This window comes from Vibrio lamellibrachiae (genome assembly GCF_050337265.1).
Lineage (GTDB): Bacteria > Pseudomonadota > Gammaproteobacteria > Enterobacterales > Vibrionaceae > Vibrio > Vibrio kyushuensis.
Window position 1 is genome coordinate 85,481 of the sequence record NZ_JAKJSU010000009.1, and the last position, 21,757, is coordinate 107,237.

Consider the following 21,757-nt stretch of genomic DNA (forward strand, 5'->3'; position numbering starts at 1 on the left):
GAATGATGTGACGAATACACTTGGCATTTATGATTGATTTTTCATCACTTTTCTAAGGATTGAACGTGAAAAGAATCAAATCCGGCATGCTTCTGTCTGCGCTTTCTTCGGCACTAATGACTTCAGCACTAATGTCTTCAGAAGCAATGGCAAGCCCAAACATAACGGTATCCACCACGACAACAAGCCGAGACTTTCCATTAAGTGATGAAGCACCTTTAGTCATCTCACTATCAAAAGAGAGCTACACCCTGACTGTGTCTGGTATCGATGGTGATTGTCAGTCGGTAGATGGCCAAAAGATTAAATTCAGTAAACCGATCGCTTTATCTTGCTCTGGTCCGTTAGCTTTGCCTCTAAAAATCCGCTTTAGCGGAGACTACGCTTTTCATTACGATTCAAAAAAACAGACTCTTTCATTTAATCGACAAGCGAAGGCTGGCAACAAACAAGCATTCAAGCGCCCTATTCCTAAACTACAGTGCGAAACAAACACGCTCACACACCACACAATAAAGCTCGAAGATAGTTTTGCTGACGGCACTCAGTTGCGTGAAGTCTTCACTCAACAAGTTGTTACGGTTCAGGATCAACAGGTCACGTTAAAAGCTTCAACTGAAAGTGGTGGGCTTATTTTACTTGAGCCCCTCTTATCTGAAACAAAGTCTCTTCCTTTCACTTATAAAAACGCCAATATCTATTTCGTTATGGTCGATCGCTTCAACAATGGCGAAACCGCCAATGACAACAGCTATGGCCGAAAGCATGACAACAAAGACGAAGTGGGTACTTTTCATGGTGGCGATCTAAAAGGCGTCATCGAAAAGCTTGATTACATCCAAAGCTTAGGAACAGACGCGATTTGGTTATCACCTATTGTTGAACAAATACATGGCTTTGTTGGCGGAGGAGATAGTGGCAGCTTTCCCTTTTACGCCTATCACGGATATTGGACACGCGACTTCACTAAAATTGACCAGAACTTCGGCCAAGAAGAGGATTTAAAAGCCTTAGTCGATGAAGCGCACAAGCGTGGGATGAAGGTCTTACTTGATGCTGTGATTAACCACTCAGGCTATGCCGCATTGGCCGATTTACAGTTTGATGGTATTGATGTTGTTAGCACCTCAAATATGCCGGATAGTTGGGCAGACTGGACACCAGAATCAGGCCAAAACTGGCACAGCTTTCATCAGCAGATCGACTACGATAGTCAAAACTGGGGCGAATGGTGGGGCAAAGATTGGGTGAGAGCAGGCTTACCGGGTTACACAAAACCCGGATCAAGTGATATCTCCATGACGCTTGCAGGCTTACCCGATTTTAGAACTGAGTCAAAAGAGTTTGTTACCCCACCTAAGTGGCTACTTGATAACCCCGGAACTCTCGTTGAACATCGAAACGACTACACCGTTAGTGACTACTTACTAGAATGGCAAACAAGTTGGGTCAAGCGATTTGGTGTTGATGGCTTCCGCGTTGATACCGTTAAGCATGTAGAAAGCGAGGTATGGAAAAGACTAAAACATAAAGCAACTCAAAGCCTAGAAGAGTGGCGAAAAGAGAACAATCGTACAGGTGAACCGTTTTGGATGATGGGTGAAGTTTGGGGACACTCCGCTTTTCGTACCCCCTACTTTGACGACGGCTTTGATGCATTGATCAACTTTGATATGCAGAAGAAATTGGATAAAGGCGCTGTCTGTTTTAGTCAGATGGCATCGACCTATCACGACTACTCTGAAAAGATGCAGCAAGCAGATGACTTTATTCCTGTCAGTTACATGTCATCACACGACACCGAACTATTTTTCAGCCGCTTCAAATCATTCGATATACAGCGAAATGCTGCAAACGCACTACTTCTCTCACCCGGTGCAGTACAAATTTACTACGGCGACGAAGTTGCACGAAAAATTGGCCCATACGCGGACGATTTTCACCAGGGCACCCGTTCCGATATGATTTGGCAGCTTGACTCTGATAGAGAGACGCTACTTGCCCACTGGCAAACGCTGGGACAGTTTCGTCAAAAACACCCCGCGATTGGCGCGGGAGTGCATAAAGAGATCGTTCAAGACAATGCCTATGTTTTCTCTCGCGAGCTAAATGGTGACAAAGTCGTGGTCGCATTTGTTGGTAACTCTGAATAAAAAGTTGCGATCCAACGCTCTTGGGAACAATCTTAAAACGAATTGGGTTGTTCCTATTTCACTCTTGTATTAGAAGTAAAACAAAAGAGCCCTAAAAATATGGAATTATTCCCCCCGCTTTGCTTGCACTATTCATATCTAGTCTATAGTTAATCATTATAAGTTAATGAATATTGACGATAACTATGGCTAGTAAACCTGTATTTGTAATTGCAGCGGAAGTTGCTGCAGAGCTTAATCGCGGCATGCTCATTGCTAAACGCCTATTGCTTGTTGCAAGTAATGCACGAGCGTTAGCATTGAGAGCTGGTGAAAGTGCTGCCGGATTTCGCCCTATCACTGACTCTATTGATGATCTCGTTCGAGTCACGCTAGATACCTCGCAAACTATCAATGTGAAAGCACAAAACCTGAGTAAAATAGCAACCGCAGGTACTCGAGCCTCTTCAGCTGTTGACCGTTTTGACTTAGCGTATTCTAAAAATCCTGACGCTAAATACCTTAGTACACTCGACCTAGCCAGAGAGAGTAATCAGTCTGAATATTCCGAAATCAGCCATCGCTTTTGCTCTGAAGCAAAAAGCCTGCATGACATGCTTCAAACCCTTTATGACGAACTAAGAATTGCTCAAATCATTTCTACTATGCTGAGTGTTGAAGCCTCTCAAGCTGATGAAAAATATCAAGCTCAACTCAATACCATTGCCGATAGTGTTACCGAACTTGCTGAGGCGATTCAAAAACACGTTCTGCAATCTCTTAAACTCTTTTCTCTTTTTGCTAGGGTGAACTATGCAATCAAAAGTACTATATGAAAATGGACAACACCGCTGGATAGTATTTGCGCGAGATCCAGAGAAACCAGAAAAAATTGTCGATACCAACCAATATATGATCGTTAATCGGGATCAAGCTATTCTTCTTGATCCCGGCGGTATTGAACTGTTCTCCGCGATGCTTGGTTGTGTTGTTAAAGAGGTACCAATAGAGCATATTGTTCACCTATTTGCCTCGCACCAAGATCCAGACATCATTTCGTCTCTTGGCTTGTGGGACAAGGCACTACCCTCGGCAACACTGCATACTCCTTGGTTGTGGGAATCGTTTATACGTCACTTTGGTATGGAATCCATCACATTTTCTGGTATTGCTGATAATGGTGGGAAGGTGCTTCTTTCAGGGCAAGAAATTCAATTTATACCAGCTCACTACATGCACTCTTCGGGTAACTTTTCTGTTTATGATCCTGAAGCAAAAATCCTGATGTCTGGGGATGTGGGCGCAGCCCTCGACAAACCCGATGCACCATTCTTTGTTGAAAACTTTAACGAGCACATTCCTAAGATGGAGTACTTTCACAAGCGCTGGATGCCTTCAAATCGTGCAAAACGTGATTGGATAGAGAGAGTCAGCAGATTAGATATCGATATGATGTGTCCACAGCATGGCGGTATATTCCGTGGAGACGATGTTAAGCGGTTTCTTGACTGGTTAGACGCGTTAGATGTGGGCATCGCCATCAATTCTAACTAGACAAATCGAGAATGAATAAACATAAAAAATGGCTTCCATCAGGAAGCCATTTCTATTTTATAACCGTTAAAAGCGAATGCTTAAACCGTTTTATGCATCGCGTCGAGCCTGTACTGCATCAGCCAGTTGGCGAAGTACTTTTTCCGTATCAGCCCAGCTAATACATGCATCGGTTAAAGACTGGCCGTAAGTCAGTTCTTTACCTTCAACGAGGTCTTGACGACCTTCAACTAGATGCGACTCAATCATCACACCAAAAATAGCATCCTCACCACCAGAAATCTGATTTGCGACATCTTCGGCAACAACCATTTGACGTTGGTACTGCTTAGAGCTATTTGCGTGGCTGAAATCAATCATCACTTTTTTTGGAAGGCCTGAAGCTTCAAGCTCGTTCTTAATCGTTCCAACATGATCCGCACTGAAGTTTGGCTCTTTACCACCACGAAGGATGATATGGCAGTCAGGGTTACCTGTGGTTTCGATGATTGCTGAATGACCAAACTTAGTCACTGATAAGAAGTGGTGTGAAGCACTTGCAGAGCGAATCGCATCGGTTGCGATCTTGATGTTGCCATCAGTACCGTTTTTGAAACCAACTGGGCAAGAAAGGCCTGAAGATAGCTCACGGTGAACTTGAGATTCAGTCGTACGTGCACCAATTGCACCCCAACTGATAAGATCGGCCACATATTGTGGAGAGATCATATCTAGGAATTCACTTGCTGTTGGCATACCCATATCCGTAAGGTCCAATAGCAACTTACGAGCGGTACGCAAACCATCGTTAATTTTGAATGTGTCGTTTAGGTACGGGTCGTTAATAAGACCTTTCCAGCCAACCGTTGTACGCGGCTTCTCAAAGTAAACACGCATAACAACTTCTAAACGGTCACCCAGTTCGTCGCGCAGCACTTTCAAGCGCTGACCATACTCAATTGCCGCTTTAGGGTCATGAATAGAACAAGGGCCAACGATGACCAATAGGCGATCATCTTTATCTTGCAATATATTTGAAATCGCTTCACGCGATTGGAACGTAGTTGAAGAGGCTGTTTCAGTTGCTGGAAATTTTTCTAACACTGCTACGGGTGGTAATAGTTCTTTTACTTTATTAATTCTTACATCATCAGTCTGAAACATTGCTTACTACTTCCTATATTATCTATCTCACGAGTACTTCTGTATTAAATCCGAAGCGTTTACTCGGTGAATCATTTCCTGTTCCCTGTAACTTATCGACTATGCACGACAACTGCAATCATTAATTTACCAAAAAGGCAATATTTGTAATATTTTTACATGAAGCGTAAAGTGTAAAATATTACTTACGCCTGTCAGTGCCTATTTAATAGGCACTCACTCAAGGAAGGAATCGAAATAAAAGGTATATAACGAGGATTACTATCTGTTTTGATCAGAACTGTCAGTTTCTTACAGAAAAACCAACATAACATGATGATTATCGTAGCGTAAACCATTAAAACCAATAGTGATCACACAATAAAGCCGCGAACAAAATCATCAGATGATAGATTGAGAATTTGAATGTTTGCATCGCTTGGGCACTATCATCAGTAAACTTCAACTGCCAAGCTGAATGTATAAAACCTGCACTCAATACTAACGAGACCATCAGGTAAATCATGCCGCTCATTCCGACTAAAACCGGTAACAGGCAAACAATAGCCAACAGAACCGTATAAAGTAATATCGATGTTTTGGTATATTCAACCCCATGTGTTACTGGCAACATGGGTATATCTGCACGTGCGTAATCATCTTTGCGATGGATTGCTAACGCCCAAAAGTGGGGAGGAGTCCAGATAAAGATGATCATCACAAGTAGCCAAGCATTGGCATGTAACTCACCAGTTATCGCCGTCCAACCTAGTAGTGGTGGCATGGCACCCGCAATACCAGCAATGACAATATTCTGCGGTGTTGCTCGTTTTAAATACAAGGTATAAACGACCGCATAGCCAATTAAGCTAGCAAATGTTAACCATGCAGTTAACTCATTGACCATTGCGTACAGTAGGGTAAATCCACTAACGCCTAAGGCAAGAGCAAACAGAAATACTCGCGAAGCATTAATCTCCCCAGATGGCAAGGGACGCTTATAAGTCCGTGCCATTATGGCATCAATACGTCGATCTATGAGGTGGTTAAACGCCGCAGCAGAACTTGCCATCAAACCGATACCAATCAGCCCAAACAACGTCGGTTGCCAAGGCAGTACACCATTTGTGGACAAGCACATGCCGACAACCGCCGTCAAAAGCATGAGCGCAATCACTTTAGGCTTAGTCAGTGCAAGGTATACCTTCCATTGAGAGCGATATGTCATGTCGTTTGGTATCGCTGACGACATCTCTAATTGTGATTTGATCATTGCGTGCTCTCCTTGCTTAAAGCAATTTCCTTATTGGGCTGCCAAAGTAAAAAATTGGCATGTAGTACAGTGATCAGCAATAGGGCTGCACCGAGGTTGTGGGCAACCGCTATACCAAGCGGTAAGTAAAATAAAACATTGCTGATACCTAGTGCTATCTGTAGCAACAAAGCAAAAATCAAACGCCAGCCAACTCCATTTAACTGGGATTCAAGACTCGAAATACATTGAAAAGCTAACACCGCTACCACAAATGTTGTAACAATCGCGCCTATGCGATGGGATATGTGTATCGTCATTCGCGCATCGTAATCGAGCACACCAAATTCATAATTGCTGTAACCTGCCTGAAGGAAATCAAACGCGACAGGAAAATTTAGTTGAGACATCCAGTCGCCTTCACAAATAGGTAAACTGCTACACATCAGTGCGGCGTAATTAGAGGATGTCCAACCTCCGAGCACAACTTGAAGTACAACAATAATGAAGGTCATTACCGCTAGGGTTCGTATTGATGAAGGTATAGAAAGGTGATCAATAGGTTCACGTTGATGGCTAAGTCGCCACGACATAATCGAAAGCCCCGCAAGGATAGTAAAACCCCCTAACAAATGCCCCATTACCACTATAGGGAGAAGTTTAAGAGTCACTGTCCACATACCAAGAAGCGCTTGAAAAACAGTCACTAAAGACAGTAAAACGGGCAGAGTCGGTTTCATCTTCTTTTGCTTAATGCACAAGGCGCTAACCGCAAAAATAAGCAGGCCGAGAGTTCCTGCCAAGTATCGATGAATCATTTCAAGCCAAGCTTTTTCCGGTTCCACAGCTCTTTCAGGAAATGCTGAGTTTGCATTAGGAATATCATCACCGCTAGGGACGATCAATTGCCCATAACAGCCCGGCCAATCTGGGCAGCCTAGGCCAGCATCCGATAGACGGGTATACACCCCCATCAAAATAACAAAGACGGATAATATTAGCGTTAACCTAACCAAACCAACTAGCTTCATATGCTCTCCCTGCCATACATTCTTGCTTAAGTTCTTATTCCTATTACCCTACTCGAGATAATTTCAGTAATTTCCTGAAGTCTGCAAGTAGCCCCTTGCTCTGGCTTACTAAATCATTTTCTTGTGCCGCTTTAGGGTATCGCATTACAAGCTGGCCTAAGGGATCAACAATGACGTATTCAAATCCTTGAATACGGTCTGTAAAAGCACTCGTTACTTCGATCATTTGATAATCAATATCTGAAACCACTTGAGGATCACTTCTTTCGGTAACTAAAACGACTGGCTCAACACGTGACTTATCTTTACCTAGAGCGGCATAACTTTGGCCCAGTAAATGGAGCTGAGTTTGACAAAAAGAGTCACACACTTCTGGGATCATATACGCCAATTGCCAGCTATGTTTTTCTAGTGGGTTATCTACCCCGAGTAGCGTGTAAGTGGTCGATGGTTCAACCAACAAGCCACGGTTAGTCACACCTGGCTCGTACCAATTATTCGCCAAAATCAGCTTGGCACTGATCACCGGCATCGAAAATACGAAAATCAATGACAGCAATAAGATCCGACCTCGCCAAACTGGGTTTTTCATATCATATCCTTATGATTTAACTCTTTAATTTTTAGCTTAGTCGGTTCTGGGGTATTTGCATTGTCTCTAGCTGCTTTCATTGCTCGAACTAAGACATAGATACATAAAATGGCAAATACCACAGCCATAGAAAACCACTGAATGGCATAGCCAAAGTGTTTTGCAGAATACATAGGAACGGGTTGCCAGGGCTGAGGGTAAGACCAATTGGCTTGCTGAGGTTGAAATACGAATGGAGCCAACTCAATACCAAGTTCTTGTGAGAGAGCAGGTAAGTTTAGATTTTGAATCCGTACCGGACTCGTTTCTTCAAGGCTAAGCTCAGTACTTAATCGGTTGGTCGACTTTTGATATAAGCGTCCTGATAAGGTTTGAGGAGTATTTAGCCATTGAACAATAGGAAGTTGAGAACGCTGTTTTGAGCCAGTAACAAAGCCTCTTTCCAGTAAAAAAAACATCCCCTCTCCGTCAGACACCACTTGATAAGCAAGATAGCCAACCGTTCCTTGGTAGATCTGGTTATCTAATATGAAGGTAATTTTATTTTTTGAAGGTGAAGTCGGTATCTTAGTCGTTGTTACATCGCTTTCGAAAGGTAGTGGTTTGATATCCACCGTAACCTTCACACCGGTTAACGGCTGGTTCTGATAACGTTGTATAGCCAACGCCAAAGGGATAGGCTCTTGGTCTGCACGTTGGGATAAAGCTAGTTCTGTTTGTTGCTTTGCTTCCCCACGAGACAATTGCCAGAAACCCAATTTGACCAATAGAGAAAAAACAACCACAGTTAACAATAAGCCAAACCAAAAACGTATTGATTTCAACAATATGCATATAGGAGACAAAATGGCGTTGTTATTTAAAATCATGTTGATCCTGCTGTTGCTTTTTATCATTTTCAATCTAGCCAGCGCGCTGGTAAAAATGGTCAAAGAGCCTTCCGAAGATCAAGAGAACAAGCGCTCAATGAGCTACTATCTTGGTCGTCGGGTGATGTTCTCCGCGCTGATTGTTATCCTTCTTCTGATTGCTCTTCTAAGTGGCTTTATCGAACCAAACATTCGCCCTTATTAACTCCTATCAGCCTTAATTAGCTATTCCGTCTCTTCCGAACTCTATGTCTATAAAACATACACAAATATAAACAGACTCAACCAAACCACATCGACAAAGTGCCAATACCAACTTCCCGCTTGAAAGGCAAAATGATCTTTCGGAGTAAAGTGATCTTTAGCTATTCGCGCTAGAAGCACAATTAAGAACATCGTACCGAGGAAAACATGTAGACCATGGAACCCCGTTAATAAAAAGAAAGTATTACCATAGATCCCAGAAGAGAGCGTTAATCCCATTTCATGATACGCGTGGCTGTATTCCACCATCTGGTAATACAAGAAGAAGCCAGCGAGCACTATCGTTAACTCCAACCAAACGATGAGAGCCATACGCTTATTTGTTTCTAAGCTAATGTGCGCCATATGGAGCGTAATGGAAGAGAGCAGCAATAAAATAGTATTAATCAGGGGGATGCCTTGCCAAGGCATCGCTTCCGTTTCAGTGCCACCCGGTGTCAGTTCTAAAGGCCAAAGCGCCTCAAATGCAGGCCATAGAACTTCGTGGGTCATCACATTATTTCCGGCGCCCCCAAGCCAAGGCACTGACAACATTCGAGCGTAAAAAAGAGCACCAAAGAATGCGCCAAAAAACATCACTTCGGAAAAGATAAACCAACTCATGCCTTGACGAAATGAACGAGCGATTTGATCCGAATATAGACCTGACATCGATTCGGTCACCACGTTAGTAAACCATCCTGCCAATATCGTCAGGAGCACTAAAAAACCAATGACTAATATGACGTTACCGAACACTCCGCCGGCACCTTCTGATTGCAAATTCTGGACAGTCAGGCCAGCGCCAACCGCCACCAGAAACAGTGCTAATGCAGCAAGAATAGGCCAACTACTGTGTGAAGGGACATAGTAATGTTGATGTTTAGAACTCATGGTTTGCTCCTTGCAATACTTGACGCACTATCCTGCATGGCCAAGGTTTCGCTGTCTGATTCAGTAGCGGTTTTGTCAGCTTCGGTAATGTTATATAAAGAGTAGGATAACGTTAGCGTATGAATTGAATCTGGGATCTCTGGTTCGATGTAGAAAATCAACGGCATCTCAGCCTCTGCATTGCCCGCTAAAGGTTGTTGATTGAAACAGAAACACTCAATCTTATTAAAGTATGTTGCCCCTTGCCCCGGAGAAACTGAGGGAACCGCCTGCCCAACTAATGAAAAATCAGACTTATTATGAGCAAAATAGGCCGTTTGGATAACTTGTCCTGGGTGAACATCCATCACCCTTTTTTCCGGTGTAAACGTCCAAGGCATGCCCTTATTGATATGCGCCATAAACTCAACTCGAACCGTTCTCGAGGTATCTGGCATCATCCCTTTAGGCTGTACTGCCGAAACTGTGTTCGTCTTGCCGTTAATACCTAAGGCATCACACATAATGTCGTATATAGGCACTAACGCAAACCCAAAGCCGAACATCGCAACGGTAGCCGCCAACAGTTTCAACGTCAGTTTCTTGTGTGGCCGTTTCTTACTCAGACCCGGCTCATTAGGCTGATTTGGCTGGTTCTCAGAGGCCATATCGATATGCTCCGTTAATCAACTTTCGGGGGCGTTGAAAAGGTATGATGAGGAGCAGGACTTGGCACTGTCCACTCAAGACCATCAGCGCGCTCCCAAGGTTTATCCGGTGCAGCTTCCCCGCCTCGGATACATTTCACCACTACCCATACGAATATCAGCTGAGACAGCCCGAATATAAAGCCACCAATTGACACAATTTGGTTTACATCAGCAAACTGAATGGCGTAGTCAGGGATACGTCTTGGCATACCTGCTAACCCTAAAAAGTGCATCGGGAAGAATAGGATATTGACCGATATAACCGAACACCAGAAATGGAGTTGCCCAAGCTTTTCGTCGTACATATGCCCCGTCCATTTAGGAAGCCAATAATAGGCGGCAGCCATAATGGAGAAGATCGCACCAGACACCAGTACATAATGGAAATGGGCTACAACAAAATAGGTATCGTGATATTGGAAATCCGCAGGGGCAATCGCGAGCATCAGCCCCGAGAAACCGCCAATGGTAAACAACACAATAAAGGCGATAGAGAACAGCATCGGCGTTTCAAACGTCAGTGCCCCCTGCCACATCGTCGCGACCCAGTTAAAGACTTTGACCCCCGTGGGGACAGCTATCAACATGGTGCAGTACATAAAGAAGAGTTCGGCGAAGACGGGCATTCCAGTGGTGAACATATGGTGTGCCCATACAAGGAATGATAACAACGCGATACTACAAGTGGCGTACACCATTGAATGGTAACCGAACAGTTTCTTGCCACTGAAAGCGGGCAAAATAGCCGAAACCACACCAAAGGATGGCAAAATCATAATGTACACTTCGGGGTGTCCAAAGAACCAGAATATGTGTTGGAACATCACTGGGTCTCCCCCACCTGCCGCATCAAAGAAGCTGGTTCCAAAATACTTATCGGTCAAAATCATCGTGACTGCGCCCGCGAGTACGGGCATCACCGCTATTAATAGGAAAGCTGTAATTAACCACGTCCAAACAAACAATGGCATTTTAAACCAAGTCATTCCTGGCGCTCGCATGTTCACTATGGTTACGATCACGTTGATCGCTCCCATGATCGAGCTAATACCCATAATGTGTACCGAGAAGACAAACAGAGCTGTACTGTCTGGACCGTAAGTAGTCGAAAGAGGCGCGTAGAAAGTCCAGCCAAAGTTCGGCCCACCACCTTCAGTGAACAGTGAAGCAATCAATATCAAGAATGCAAAAGGTAGAATCCAAAAGCTGAGGTTGTTCATTCTAGGCAAGGCCATATCTGGCGCGCCTATCATTAGAGGAATCATCCAGTTTGCCAACCCGGTAAAGGCTGGCATGACCGCACCAAACACCATGATCAAGCCATGAACGGTTGTCATCTGATTAAAGAAGTCAGGTTCTACGAGTTGCAGGCCCGGTTGAAATAGCTCAGCACGAATGACCATCGCCATTGCACCGCCAGTAAAAAACATAATCAAGCTAAACCACAGGTAAAGTGTCCCTATGTCTTTATGATTGGTTGAGTAAAGCCAACGTCCAATTCCGGTGGGTGCGTGATGGTCATCATGATCCGAGTCATGAGCGCTGCCATGACCGCTGCCTAGGTCAGCTTCTGACGCCTGAGCTGATTTTACTTCACTCTCTATAGACTTTTTCATTGCGCTGCTTCCTTAGACTCATTCGACTGAGATGCCTTTTCCTTAAATGCATTAATATCTGAAGCTTGAACCGTGTCACCCGTATCGTTGCCCCATGCATTCCGTTGATAAGTCACGACCGCAGCAATCTCTTGCTCCGTTAACTGATTTGCAAAGGCCTGCATCGCGGTTCCGCTCCGGCCATTGATGATAATATCCAAATGATTGTCGAGTTCACCGAGCGCGACCTTACTGCCTTTGATCGCAGGGAATGCGCCAGTAACGCCCAACCCACTAGCTTGGTGACAAACAGCGCATCGTTCGCCATACACTTTTTCACCTTGCTGCATTAAATCGTCCATCGAAAGGTTCGCTGTGAGTGCTGCTTCAGCCTCTTTTTTCGCTTCCGCTAATTCCGCTTTTTTACCTGCTAACCATGCTTCATATTTATCTTCTTCCATGGCATGAACCACGATTGGCATAAAGCCATGAGCACGACCACAAAGTTCTGCACACTGACCTCTGTAAACACCGGGTTTATCAATTTTGGTCCACGCCTCATTAATAAAGCCCGGAACAGTGTCTTTCTTCACCGCAAAATCAGGCACCCACCATGAGTGGATGACATCATCTGAGGTTAATAAGAAACGAATCTTCCGATTGATAGGAACAACAAGAGGGTTATCAACTTCTAGTAGGTAGTGCGCACCTTTCTCTTCGATGCCTTCAATTTCTTTTGAAGAGGTAGCAAGAAGGCTGAAGAATTCAACATCTTCACCGAAATAGCTGTAATGCCATTTCCACTGTGAACCTGTGACTTTTACCGTGAGATCTGACTGAGAGGTATCTTCCATAGCAATCAATGTTTTGGTTGCAGGTATCGCCATAGCAACCAAAATGATGATAGGTATCACCGTCCAAATAATTTCGACTTTTGTGCTTTCATGAAAATGGGCAGCAACAGCTCCCTTAGATTTACGGTGGTTGATGATGGAATAGAACATCACACCAAAGACAACGACCGCAATAGCGCAACAAATGTAAAAAATCAGCATGTGTAAGTCATAGACTTTCTGACTGATTTCAGTAACCCCTTGGGTCATATTCATTGATGATTTAGCTAGAACATTCGATGTCATGGTAGAAAGCAGTATCACACCACTCAATTGCCAACTCGTGGCCGATAGTCTTCTCAAAAGATCTCTCCTGTACCCAAACACCGTAACCTTGTTGGCTGCAACCTTGGTGCTCAATCTAAATTAGCCTTCACTAATTCACCTATTGATCTGGGAAAAATTCCCTATAAACAGCAATTTCGACACAATTTGTTATATTTATGTTAATGATGCTAGTAAGTGATTTTGAAATGCGCAAGAAAGTGACAACAAGAAAGTGCTATAAATCACTGATTGCCTATATTAGGAATACAGGTAACAAAAACGATGAAATCACCTAGGCCGATATCAATAAGGAAATGAACATGTTGGAGCAAGTTACACGGTGGCTAGAACGTGACCCAGACCCTAGAACGCGAGAAGAACTTCAATATCTCATCGACGAAAAAATGGTTGAAGAGTTAGATGACCGTTTTAAAGCGAGGCTAAAGTTTGGCACTGCGGGATTGCGTGGCGTTGTAGGCTGCGGGCCAAACCGAATGAATCGCTTAGTTGTGCAACAAACAGCAACCGGGCTTGGGCATTACTTAGTCGCTAAGGTAAAAAATGCCAATAAACGCGGTGTGATCATCGGCTACGACGGGCGAACAGATTCCAAGCAGTTCGCTCATGATTGCGCTTCAGTGTTGACCGCTTTAGGTATTAAAGTCTACTTAACCTCAAAAGAGACACCTACACCAGTTGTCGCTTATGGCATTCTCCATTTAAATGCGGCTGCTGCAATCGTCATCACCGCAAGTCACAATCCTCGCGAATACAATGGATTTAAAGTTTTTTGGGAGAATGGTGCTCAAATCATTCCCCCGCATGATATCGGTATTGCCCATGAAATAGATATAGCCGCTCCAAAACCTATCCCGCAGATGTCACTGAATGACGCTGAAAAACACCAGTTATTTGAATGGCTCAGTGAGAGCTATGAAGAGTCATACCAAACCTCTGTTCTCAGCCAAGCACTATTTACGCCCGATAGCGAGGGGATCAACGTCACCATTGCCTATACCGCACTTCATGGTGTAGGCGGACCGCTGGCGATCTCTATGCTTAAACGATCAGGATTTAAAAGCGTAATGAGCGTATCTGAACAGCATGAACCGAACGGTGACTTCCCTGATATTGACTTTCCAAACCCTGAAGAAAAAGGATCAATGGATAGAGTTATCGAGCTTGCTGATTCAATCAACGCCGAAATCGCTTGTGCCAATGACCCCGATGCGGATCGATTCTCAGTCGCAGTCCGAAAAAACGAAGGGGAGTACAAGCAGTTAACGGGTGATCAAATTGGTGTGCTATTTGCTGATTACTTAATTAAAAAGTTTTATGCGATTAACGAGGAGCGATTACTTAACCACCCTGCTACGCCCATAGTTGGCAACACTATTGTCTCATCGCGCCTGTTAAAGCAAATGGCACTCACGCGAAATGCCGAGTATTATCAGACCTTAACTGGCTTCAAATGGCTAGCGAATATCGCCATGCACAACCAACACTTTCAATCTGACTTTTTGTTTTCCTATGAAGAGTCGATTGGCTACTGTATTGGCCCAGTCGTTCGAGACAAGGATGGCTTGTCAGCTTTAATCCTATTTGCGCAGTTAACTGCTGAACTAACTCAAGAACAACAAACCATTTGGCAGAAACTTGAATCGATCTATCGCCAGTACGGCTATTACCTAACAGCGCAGCAAAGTGTACAAGTAACATCAGCACAAACCTCTATATGCAGCAAGCTTCGGTCTAATCCACCAGAACGGATAGCTGGGCTACAAGTTTTGGCTTATGAAGATCTAAAACAGTCGTTACGTTTTATTGTAGGTGGTGCGACAGAGGTGCTTAATCTTCCGTGTACTGATGCCTTAGTGTATTACTTAGAGGAAAATATCCGTGTCATTGTTCGCCCGTCTGGCACAGAGCCAAAATTAAAATGCTACTACGAAGTGATCGAGCCATTACACGATGAAGATAGTTTTGAAGTGATAGAGCGCCAAACTCAACAAACGATGGATAAGCTCATTGATGCTCACCAACTCAGTTTGTTAGCACTAGAAGATTAAATGATTGGTTCTTCAGTAAATCAGCTGATTATAGGTCGTTTTATAAACATTTACTCAGCGGCCCATTCAATCTCAATAAGGGTTGTTTCATCACACTTGAGTCTTGCTAGGAAGATATCACCCTGATGGACTTCACCAACACCTTTTGGTGTACCCGTCATAATGATGTCGCCATCGGCCAAGCTTGTGTAAGTTTTGATTTCGGCAAGAATAGTGGAAGGGGAATAGATCATCTCACTCACGCTACCGCACTGCACACGCATTGAGTTGATGAAAAGTTCGACCTGAAGCTGATGAACATTAATATCACGTATAGACACAAAACGGCTAAATACAGCGGAATTGTCAAAGCTTTTGGCGCGCTCCCACGGTAACCCTTTCCCTTTCAGTTCTGACTGCAACGCACGCTTGGTTAAATCAAGGCCAATCCCGACCGCATCTATTTGCCCTTTTTTAATCGCAAAACAGATTTCAGTTTCATAATGTATGGTCTCAGCGTCTGAAAGCAGTAACCCACCACAGCGGGCTGCACTTGAAAGAAGCTTGCTCGTTACTGCACTGTTAGGTTTATTAAACACCACCATCTCATCGGGAACGGCATTATTTAGTTCATGGATATGCTCAAGATAATTGCGACCAATACAGATGATTTTACTGGGAGTAATTGAGGTGTCATCTATACGTACGCTATTCATTATCTATCCTTATCAAAACATGCTTGCATCGTGAATAATTAAACTGAAAGGGAGTGGTGAGAAAGTCAGAGCGCTGATGATAACGGATTTATTGATTATAAAAATGACAATAAAGCCAATTTTAGTGACTTAAATGTAAAACTAAGATCATTCCCTCAAAGTTATGAAATCATCTATTAGCCATCAATCAATCCTAACTTGATAATGAGCTAGTTTCTTCCACGTAATAAAAAACGCCCTCTATAAATAGAGGGCGTTTTGACTATCAGCGTAACATCAAAGTGTTACTGCGTTTTTCCTTTAAGCGAGAAGCTTATAGGTAAACACGTGCGCCAATAGTCCACATGTCGTCAGACTTGTAACCATCTTCGCTCTTAAGATCGAACTGGTAACCAGCGTAGCCTACAACATTAGAAGCAAAGTTGTATTCAGCTTGTAGAGCCATCTCTTCACGAGCAGTAGCTTTGTCGCCTGTAACGCCGTCTTTACCTTCAACCATTTCGTAGTTGATGCTTAGGTTAAGGCTGTTTGATAGGCCGTATGCAGCAAGTGCTTCGTAAGCGTCAACTTTGTCGTCAAATTGCTTATCTTTAGTATTTTGGTAAACACCAGCAAGGTATAGACCATTACCGTAAGAACCGTAAGAAGCACTTACTGTGTTGTAATCTAAAGAGTAACCTTCAACTGTACCAGTGTTGTGAGCGTAACCTAGAGTAGCACCCATTAGAGAGTAAGAAACTGTAGCTTGAACACGGTTACCGTAGTTAACATCGAACTGAGAGATTTCAATGATATCTGTAACTTCGTTACGCTCTTCTTCAGTATAAGTTACTGATTGTTGACCCTGCCATGCTAGACCAAAGTTAACTGCGCCAGCTTCAGCGAAGTCAAAACCGTTACGGTAAGAAACCATGTTCTCACCACGACCAGTACCCATTTCGCCATGCAGCGTGTATAGGAAGTCGTTTGCGAATGCGATTGGCATATCAGCAACACCAGCTACGTCGTAGTAAGGTGCCCACTGTGTACCAGCTACAGCGCGACCGAAGTCTTCGTGAGTTACGCCAACGTAACCTAGACGAGTAGTGAATGATTCTTCGCCACCGTCAAGGAAGTTAAGAGCCCATTCGCCACGAGTATCAACTGTGAAACCGTTGCCTACATCTTGAGTGGCTGTCATGTTAATACGTGAAGAGTTAGTACCAACTTCAGTAGCACCGTCGTCAGAACCGTTAAGGTTAACAGAAACGTGGCCACCTACTGCGAAAGTAGTACCGTCGTTGTTGTAAAGTTCAACAGCAACTGCTTGAGTGCCGAATGCAGAAGCAGCGATTGCTACAGCTAATAGTTTTTTGTTCATTTTAAAGTCCATATATACGTTTGGTTTGTCCACTGACAACCCGATGATTCACCGGAAGTGGTGTTACACCTTGGTTAACAAGTGCATCGACTGTACCTAGCGAACTCTGAAAAGTTGCATAAAATGATATAAAACAACAAAAACCACTTCTAAATTAATGTAATCATCGAAAAATCATAAACTTACGACTCGTGTCGCAATGTGATTAAAAAATGTGAACTGTGTAACAAGTTGATACAACGTTTAATCCACCGATCCAAATCACACTTTTAGATCGTATATATATGAATTTTAATACAAACTCTCGCAACTCATTCATGCGAGTCATAGTGTCAAACCTATCAAATAGGCAAATTCTGCATACTGTTTTATTGTCGTAACTCATTGATAGCTCTAAAGTGTGATCTTGCTTCCTACAGAATCTTGCTCAAGCCACCCTAATCATCCTTCTTTAATTATTAATCCAACCTATGAAACAACTGCCATCAACATTGATCGCATTTTGAACAATAAAATCAATGACATGGAAACGTCATAAATCAGAAATCAAAGCGTCATTTTTCTCTACTAACTTACTCATCATTCAAACGCTTCCTTGCACTTTCGCAAGATAGATTATTAAGACGAGCAATATAGCTCTCATATTTATAAAGGTAATTAAGATGAAAAAAGCAGTAATCGCATCAGCAGTTCTTTCTGCACTAGTTTCTGGTTCAGCTCTAGCAGCAAACGTTTACAGCGCAGATGGCACAGACCTTTCTATCGGCGGCCGTGCTGAGTTCCGTGGTGATTTCGGTGCAGACTCAAAAGGGAAAGAAATCGACGGCACTATGAAGAATGGTAGCCGTGTGCGTCTAAACGTTGTGGGTAATACAGAAATTAACGACTCTTTAGCTGGCTTTGGTAAATGGGAAGCTCAGCAGAGTGTAAATTCTAGTTCAGATAACGACGAAACAGAGAACCTACAACAGCGCTACATGTTTGTCGGTCTAAAAGGTGACTTTGGTGCATTCTCTGTAGGTCGCCAAGATACGGCAGGTGTACAGATTTCTGGTATGTCTGATATCTCCACTTACACTGGTGCACAAAAAGAATTCATCAACGCTGGTAACGAACAAATCAATAACACGTTCCTATATGGGTACAACACGGATTCTCTAAATCTTCAAGCTAGCTTCATCGCAGGCAACGCTAAAGATACTGACGGATTCGGCATCTCTGGTATTTACTCTCTACCAATGGGTCTAGATCTAGGCCTTGGTTATGCTGCTGGTGATAACGGTGAAGGTAATGGTAGTTCGGACCAGATCATTGGTGGTATTAGCTATAAAATGGACGCTCTATACCTTGGTGCAACTTACACTATGGGCGACATTGAGTACTCTGACACAAGCTCAGATAAAGAGGAGTTTACAGGTATTGAATTCTCAGCTCAGTACAAATTGACTAGCCAATTTCGTATGATCGCGGCTTACCAGAAGACTGAGTTAAAAGACAAAGCAGACAACTCTAAAGAGATTGGATCAGACTTCTTCGAGCTGACTGGTCGCTACGACTTCAATAAATCAATTCGTGCATACGCATCTTACATGCTAAACAACCTAGACAACAAAGACACTAGTTACGATGCAGACGCTAAAGACTCTATTCGTCTAGGCCTACGCTACGACTTCTAATCGCTAGCCCGATTATCGAAACCTATTTTAAAGTCCACGCCTAATTAATTGGCCGAGCGTTCACTCGGCCTTTTTTCAGTTCAATAAAGTTAAACCTCTAGTTAAAATGCCAATTACACCTGTATAACTGCGCTAATAGCCCTACAATTCACCATGTGTTTATATTTATTTTGATGAAATTTATGTTTCTTTAGCCCGTTCTATTAGATTACACAGGCCAATTGGATGAGAAAATGACCACACCTATAAAAATTACACTGTATCGCTGGGGCGGAAGCTGGGGACCGTTCAAGGTCAACATCCCATGTGGGGAGTGCACCTTAACCAAAGATATCTTACACGATACTTTCGACAATGAACTGAATGGTATTCCTATTGAACTTGAAGTTAAAGATTGGCTGTCCCATTGGTGGGAACCGTTAAAACTCGGGTCATGGCATGCCCCTATTCTTGTCGTCGAAGGAAAAGTTATCAGCCAAGGCGAAGCGCTTAATCGTGGTGTACTGGTTCAATCGGTGATTAAAGAGTGGGTGAAACATGACACTTTGAAAGGAAACATTGTTTATGGAAAAGCGACCTGCCCGTTCTGTGTAAAAGCCAAACAGCTCCTAAATGATGCAGGGGTTACATATCAATATCACGATGTCGTGAAAGAGAGTGCAGCGCTCTATCGCATGATTCCCGAAGTCAAAGCCATCATTGGCGAGAAAACGCCTGTTACCGTTCCCCAGATATGGCTTGATGGTCAATACATCGGTGGGGCTGATAATCTTGAAGCATGGCTAAAACAAAATAACCGAAACAGTATTCCTGACAATGTTGTACCCATGGGTACGAATACCTCTTCTGTAGGCTAACGATTGATTAGGTATGTCTATACCGTGACTTCTCTAAGTAAGACAAAACAAGATTTGAATCATCCATTCAAAGCTGCAATGTGTGGTAACCAATAGGCCATAACTAAAAGCCCCTTTACGATAGCAAGATCATAAAGGGGCTTAAATTTTTAGTCGTTACCTAAGACTGCAGCTAATCGCTGTCTATTGTTTAGCTGCGCTTTGGTTGGCGGTAGGTTTTTCCTGCGATTTGGTAGGTCTCTTTCTGCTTCATACCAAATTGAGCATCAAAGAACCAAGCAACAAACTTAATAAGATCATCACCTTCATTCATTACATGCTCTACAAACTCTTGCTCTTCACCCTGTTCGTTGTCTTCAACTGTTACATGGTAAACACGAGACTCACCATCAACATCAGCTAGAGCAAATTGGCCAGATAGAGAAGCTGCAACTTCCGCTATATCTTTATCTTCGTAAGCTTTCAGTGCTTCCAAAGCTTGAGGTAAGCTTTCCAATTGGCATAGGCTTTTTACTAGCGCTTCAAATTCGTTATGTTGCATCGTTTCACTCACAAAAGGTGGTCTTACCAAAATATGGTCTGCATTGTATAACGTTCAGCACATCAGCTCAATTAAGACCTTGCCAAGGTTCGGTTAGGTGCTAGCAGCACTGGCTTTAAGAGGTTCACCATTCCATGAGTTCTTACAGCTAAAAAACAGTACCGTTACCAATATGGTTGCAATCATTAAGTAAAAATATCCCAGTTCACTGTGGACGGTGACCCAAGACTGAACGAGGTAACCTCCCACCATGCCTGCCAATGCCATTTGAATCGAGCCAGAGAGAGCAGATACTGCACCCGCTTGATGTTTATGCGGAGAAATAAGCAAACGTATTGATAACGGAAACGAGAGACCTTGAGCAACGGTTAACCAAGTAAAGGCCCAAACCACATGGAAAAGAGTAAATGGCATTACGATTAACCATAAACCTGAACATGCGATAATGATAAACGAACACATCAATAAACGGCTTATCGAGTAGTATCGGGTCAATATATTAAGTGCTACAGAACCAACAAGTAGACCTGCGGATGGAATAATCATGATCATGCCATATTCAGCAATCGATAAACCGAGTTGGTTTTGGAGAATAAAAGGCAAAATTGATAGCGAGACAACGGCAGCCAAATAGGTGAACCAGTTATAACTCGCACTACTAATAACTTGTGGGTTTATTATCAACTGACCATAGTTTTTTATGATCGTGCGACCATCAAAGCGCTTTTTCTTATAGGGTAGCGTTTCAGGCAGCACCTTCCAGCCAATCACAAAAATACTCACTAGATAGATCAATACAAAACTAAATACCGATTGCCAGCCAAAGTGAAACGCGATTGCTCCACCGATCACCGGAGAAACGATAGGTAAGATTGATGCAGTGATGGAAAGATAAGAGAGTGCTTTCGTAAAATGTGCGCCTTCATAACTATCTCGTAATACACTACGACCTAGAACTGATGCACTGCCTGCACCTAGCCCTTGCAATAAACGACCAAACTCTAACCATTCAAATTGATCGGAAAAAAGAAAACAAACGAGTGTACCTAGTAGATAAATACCTTGGCCGAATAAGAACACAGGTCGACGCCCAATGGCATCAGACATTGGGCCATAAAATAGTTGTGAAACACCAAAGCCGACTAAAAAAAGAGTCACTAGCATCTGCACTTGCGCCTGACTGACCGATAACGATTCACTGATCGCAGGTAACGCTGGCAAATAAATACTCACCCCTACCTGCCCTGTCGCAATGATCATAATGGCAAGTAGCATCGGGACCTTGTTGAATGAAGGCATTTGATTCAATGGTTGTGTTTTATTCAATTTACTAGGGTCTATTTTATTCATTCAACAATCTTACATTAACAACCATAACTTGATAATTCCTCCATTTGGAAATAGATTACATCCATATTGGAAATTA

General features: G+C 43.2%; 20 protein-coding genes. 7 read left to right on the forward strand and 13 right to left on the reverse strand.

Translation table 11 applies throughout. The features are described from left to right. Nucleotides 1-86 precede the first annotated feature (86 nt). The 3 genes from L4C54_RS15495 (at nucleotide 87) to L4C54_RS15505 (ending at nucleotide 3,686) form a co-directional block, all read left to right on the forward strand. Nucleotides 87-2,153 carry an alpha-amylase gene (locus L4C54_RS15495; protein ID WP_428809056.1) on the forward strand — a complete coding sequence of 689 codons (2,067 nt, stop codon included), beginning with the start codon at nucleotides 87-89 and terminating at the stop codon, nucleotides 2,151-2,153. 185 nt (nucleotides 2,154-2,338) lie between these two features. Next, nucleotides 2,339-2,968: a chemotaxis protein gene (locus L4C54_RS15500; RefSeq protein ID WP_428802925.1), complete on the forward strand. Its 630-nt coding sequence runs from the start codon at nucleotides 2,339-2,341 to the stop codon at nucleotides 2,966-2,968. Then, on the forward strand, nucleotides 2,946-3,686 hold the full coding sequence (locus tag L4C54_RS15505; RefSeq protein ID WP_428802926.1) for an oxygen-binding di-iron domain-containing protein: 741 nt from the start codon (nucleotides 2,946-2,948) through the stop codon (nucleotides 3,684-3,686). Before L4C54_RS15500 ends, L4C54_RS15505 begins: the two co-directional genes overlap by 23 nt. A 90-nt stretch (nucleotides 3,687-3,776) precedes the next feature. Here L4C54_RS15505 and aroG read toward each other — a convergent pair whose 3' ends face one another. The 5 genes from aroG to L4C54_RS15530 all read right to left on the reverse strand — a co-directional run bounded on the left by aroG (nucleotide 3,777) and on the right by L4C54_RS15530 (nucleotide 8,552). Then, nucleotides 3,777-4,829: a 3-deoxy-7-phosphoheptulonate synthase AroG gene (gene aroG, locus L4C54_RS15510; RefSeq protein WP_428802927.1), complete on the reverse strand. Its 1,053-nt coding sequence runs from the start codon at nucleotides 4,827-4,829 to the stop codon at nucleotides 3,777-3,779. Nucleotides 4,830-5,166: 337 nt separating this feature from the next. After that, nucleotides 5,167-6,060: a heme o synthase gene (gene cyoE, locus L4C54_RS15515; protein ID WP_428809057.1), complete on the reverse strand. Its 894-nt coding sequence runs from the start codon at nucleotides 6,058-6,060 to the stop codon at nucleotides 5,167-5,169. Nucleotides 6,061-6,077: 17 nt separating this feature from the next. Beyond that, nucleotides 6,078-7,091: a COX15/CtaA family protein gene (locus L4C54_RS15520; RefSeq protein WP_428802928.1), complete on the reverse strand. Its 1,014-nt coding sequence runs from the start codon at nucleotides 7,089-7,091 to the stop codon at nucleotides 6,078-6,080. Nucleotides 7,092-7,134: 43 nt separating this feature from the next. Then, the gene (locus tag L4C54_RS15525) at nucleotides 7,135-7,683 is read right to left on the reverse strand and encodes a hypothetical protein (RefSeq protein WP_428808876.1); all 549 of its coding nucleotides are present in this window, start codon (nucleotides 7,681-7,683) and stop codon (nucleotides 7,135-7,137) included. Beyond that, complete coding sequence (locus tag L4C54_RS15530; RefSeq protein ID WP_428808877.1) at nucleotides 7,680-8,552, reverse strand: SURF1 family protein; 873 nt, start codon at nucleotides 8,550-8,552, stop codon at nucleotides 7,680-7,682. The genes L4C54_RS15525 and L4C54_RS15530 overlap by 4 nt, the downstream gene beginning before the upstream one ends. Here L4C54_RS15530 and L4C54_RS15535 point away from each other — a divergent pair. Then, nucleotides 8,530-8,757 carry a DUF2909 family protein gene (locus L4C54_RS15535; RefSeq protein ID WP_428802931.1) on the forward strand — a complete coding sequence of 76 codons (228 nt, stop codon included), beginning with the start codon at nucleotides 8,530-8,532 and terminating at the stop codon, nucleotides 8,755-8,757. The genes L4C54_RS15530 and L4C54_RS15535 overlap by 23 nt on opposite strands. Before the next feature lie 47 nt (nucleotides 8,758-8,804). Here the strand turns inward: L4C54_RS15535 and L4C54_RS15540 are convergent, their stop codons facing one another. From L4C54_RS15540 to coxB, 4 genes are read right to left on the reverse strand one after another with little or no spacing between them, the layout of a single operon-like run. Further along, nucleotides 8,805-9,689 (reverse strand): cytochrome c oxidase subunit 3, encoded by an 885-nt coding sequence (locus L4C54_RS15540; RefSeq protein WP_428808878.1) that lies wholly within the window; start codon nucleotides 9,687-9,689, stop codon nucleotides 8,805-8,807. Then, entirely contained in the window at nucleotides 9,686-10,336 is a 651-nt protein-coding gene (locus L4C54_RS15545) for a cytochrome c oxidase assembly protein (protein WP_428808879.1), read from the reverse strand. The genes L4C54_RS15540 and L4C54_RS15545 overlap by 4 nt, the downstream gene beginning before the upstream one ends. Before the next feature lie 14 nt (nucleotides 10,337-10,350). Then, nucleotides 10,351-11,994 carry a cytochrome c oxidase subunit I gene (gene ctaD, locus L4C54_RS15550; protein ID WP_428808880.1) on the reverse strand — a complete coding sequence of 548 codons (1,644 nt, stop codon included), beginning with the start codon at nucleotides 11,992-11,994 and terminating at the stop codon, nucleotides 10,351-10,353. After that, nucleotides 11,991-13,112 carry a cytochrome c oxidase subunit II gene (gene coxB / locus L4C54_RS15555; protein WP_428809058.1) on the reverse strand — a complete coding sequence of 374 codons (1,122 nt, stop codon included), beginning with the start codon at nucleotides 13,110-13,112 and terminating at the stop codon, nucleotides 11,991-11,993. Before coxB ends, ctaD begins: the two co-directional genes overlap by 4 nt. A gap of 341 nt (nucleotides 13,113-13,453) precedes the next feature. Between coxB and L4C54_RS15560 the strand changes: the two genes are divergently transcribed. Next, nucleotides 13,454-15,202 carry a phospho-sugar mutase gene (locus tag L4C54_RS15560; RefSeq protein WP_428808881.1) on the forward strand — a complete coding sequence of 583 codons (1,749 nt, stop codon included), beginning with the start codon at nucleotides 13,454-13,456 and terminating at the stop codon, nucleotides 15,200-15,202. A gap of 50 nt (nucleotides 15,203-15,252) precedes the next feature. Here L4C54_RS15560 and L4C54_RS15565 read toward each other — a convergent pair whose 3' ends face one another. Next, on the reverse strand, nucleotides 15,253-15,897 hold the full coding sequence (locus L4C54_RS15565) for a fumarylacetoacetate hydrolase family protein (RefSeq protein ID WP_428808882.1): 645 nt from the start codon (nucleotides 15,895-15,897) through the stop codon (nucleotides 15,253-15,255). A gap of 313 nt (nucleotides 15,898-16,210) precedes the next feature. Continuing rightward, nucleotides 16,211-17,257, reverse strand: a complete 1,047-nt coding sequence (locus L4C54_RS15570) for a porin (RefSeq protein ID WP_428808883.1) — start codon at nucleotides 17,255-17,257, stop codon at nucleotides 16,211-16,213. Between the two features lie 662 nt (nucleotides 17,258-17,919). Here L4C54_RS15570 and L4C54_RS15575 point away from each other — a divergent pair. After that, on the forward strand, nucleotides 17,920-18,933 hold the full coding sequence (locus L4C54_RS15575) for a porin (protein WP_428808884.1): 1,014 nt from the start codon (nucleotides 17,920-17,922) through the stop codon (nucleotides 18,931-18,933). 233 nt (nucleotides 18,934-19,166) lie between these two features. Continuing rightward, nucleotides 19,167-19,790 carry a glutaredoxin domain-containing protein gene (locus L4C54_RS15580; RefSeq protein ID WP_428808885.1) on the forward strand — a complete coding sequence of 208 codons (624 nt, stop codon included), beginning with the start codon at nucleotides 19,167-19,169 and terminating at the stop codon, nucleotides 19,788-19,790. A 190-nt stretch (nucleotides 19,791-19,980) separates the two neighbouring features. Here L4C54_RS15580 and L4C54_RS15585 read toward each other — a convergent pair whose 3' ends face one another. Together L4C54_RS15585 and L4C54_RS15590 are read right to left on the reverse strand one after the other, a co-directional pair. Further along, on the reverse strand, nucleotides 19,981-20,331 hold the full coding sequence (locus L4C54_RS15585; protein WP_428808886.1) for a hypothetical protein: 351 nt from the start codon (nucleotides 20,329-20,331) through the stop codon (nucleotides 19,981-19,983). 93 nt (nucleotides 20,332-20,424) lie between these two features. Further along, nucleotides 20,425-21,681 carry a multidrug effflux MFS transporter gene (locus L4C54_RS15590; protein WP_428808887.1) on the reverse strand — a complete coding sequence of 419 codons (1,257 nt, stop codon included), beginning with the start codon at nucleotides 21,679-21,681 and terminating at the stop codon, nucleotides 20,425-20,427. Nucleotides 21,682-21,757: the final 76 nt, after the last annotated feature.

Bases quoted from the DNA above. Each gene is read 5' to 3' on its own strand.
- L4C54_RS15495 (WP_428809056.1), top strand. From the start codon at position 87: ATGCTTCTGTCTGCGCTTTCTTCGGCACTAATGACTTCAGCACTAATG.
- L4C54_RS15500 (WP_428802925.1), top strand. From the start codon at position 2,339: ATGGCTAGTAAACCTGTATTTGTAATTGCAGCGGAAGTTGCTGCAGAG.
- L4C54_RS15505 (WP_428802926.1), top strand. From the start codon at position 2,946: ATGCAATCAAAAGTACTATATGAAAATGGACAACACCGCTGGATAGTA.
- aroG (WP_428802927.1), bottom strand. From the start codon at position 4,829: ATGTTTCAGACTGATGATGTAAGAATTAATAAAGTAAAAGAACTATTA.
- cyoE (WP_428809057.1), bottom strand. From the start codon at position 6,060: ATGTCGTCAGCGATACCAAACGACATGACATATCGCTCTCAATGGAAG.
- L4C54_RS15520 (WP_428802928.1), bottom strand. From the start codon at position 7,091: ATGAAGCTAGTTGGTTTGGTTAGGTTAACGCTAATATTATCCGTCTTT.
- L4C54_RS15525 (WP_428808876.1), bottom strand. From the start codon at position 7,683: ATGAAAAACCCAGTTTGGCGAGGTCGGATCTTATTGCTGTCATTGATT.
- L4C54_RS15535 (WP_428802931.1), top strand. From the start codon at position 8,530: ATGGCGTTGTTATTTAAAATCATGTTGATCCTGCTGTTGCTTTTTATC.
- L4C54_RS15530 (WP_428808877.1), bottom strand. From the start codon at position 8,552: ATGATTTTAAATAACAACGCCATTTTGTCTCCTATATGCATATTGTTG.
- L4C54_RS15540 (WP_428808878.1), bottom strand. From the start codon at position 9,689: ATGAGTTCTAAACATCAACATTACTATGTCCCTTCACACAGTAGTTGG.
- L4C54_RS15545 (WP_428808879.1), bottom strand. From the start codon at position 10,336: ATGGCCTCTGAGAACCAGCCAAATCAGCCTAATGAGCCGGGTCTGAGT.
- ctaD (WP_428808880.1), bottom strand. From the start codon at position 11,994: ATGAAAAAGTCTATAGAGAGTGAAGTAAAATCAGCTCAGGCGTCAGAA.
- coxB (WP_428809058.1), bottom strand. From the start codon at position 13,112: ATGACATCGAATGTTCTAGCTAAATCATCAATGAATATGACCCAAGGG.
- L4C54_RS15560 (WP_428808881.1), top strand. From the start codon at position 13,454: ATGTTGGAGCAAGTTACACGGTGGCTAGAACGTGACCCAGACCCTAGA.
- L4C54_RS15565 (WP_428808882.1), bottom strand. From the start codon at position 15,897: ATGAATAGCGTACGTATAGATGACACCTCAATTACTCCCAGTAAAATC.
- L4C54_RS15570 (WP_428808883.1), bottom strand. From the start codon at position 17,257: ATGAACAAAAAACTATTAGCTGTAGCAATCGCTGCTTCTGCATTCGGC.
- L4C54_RS15575 (WP_428808884.1), top strand. From the start codon at position 17,920: ATGAAAAAAGCAGTAATCGCATCAGCAGTTCTTTCTGCACTAGTTTCT.
- L4C54_RS15580 (WP_428808885.1), top strand. From the start codon at position 19,167: ATGACCACACCTATAAAAATTACACTGTATCGCTGGGGCGGAAGCTGG.
- L4C54_RS15585 (WP_428808886.1), bottom strand. From the start codon at position 20,331: ATGCAACATAACGAATTTGAAGCGCTAGTAAAAAGCCTATGCCAATTG.
- L4C54_RS15590 (WP_428808887.1), bottom strand. From the start codon at position 21,681: ATGAATAAAATAGACCCTAGTAAATTGAATAAAACACAACCATTGAAT.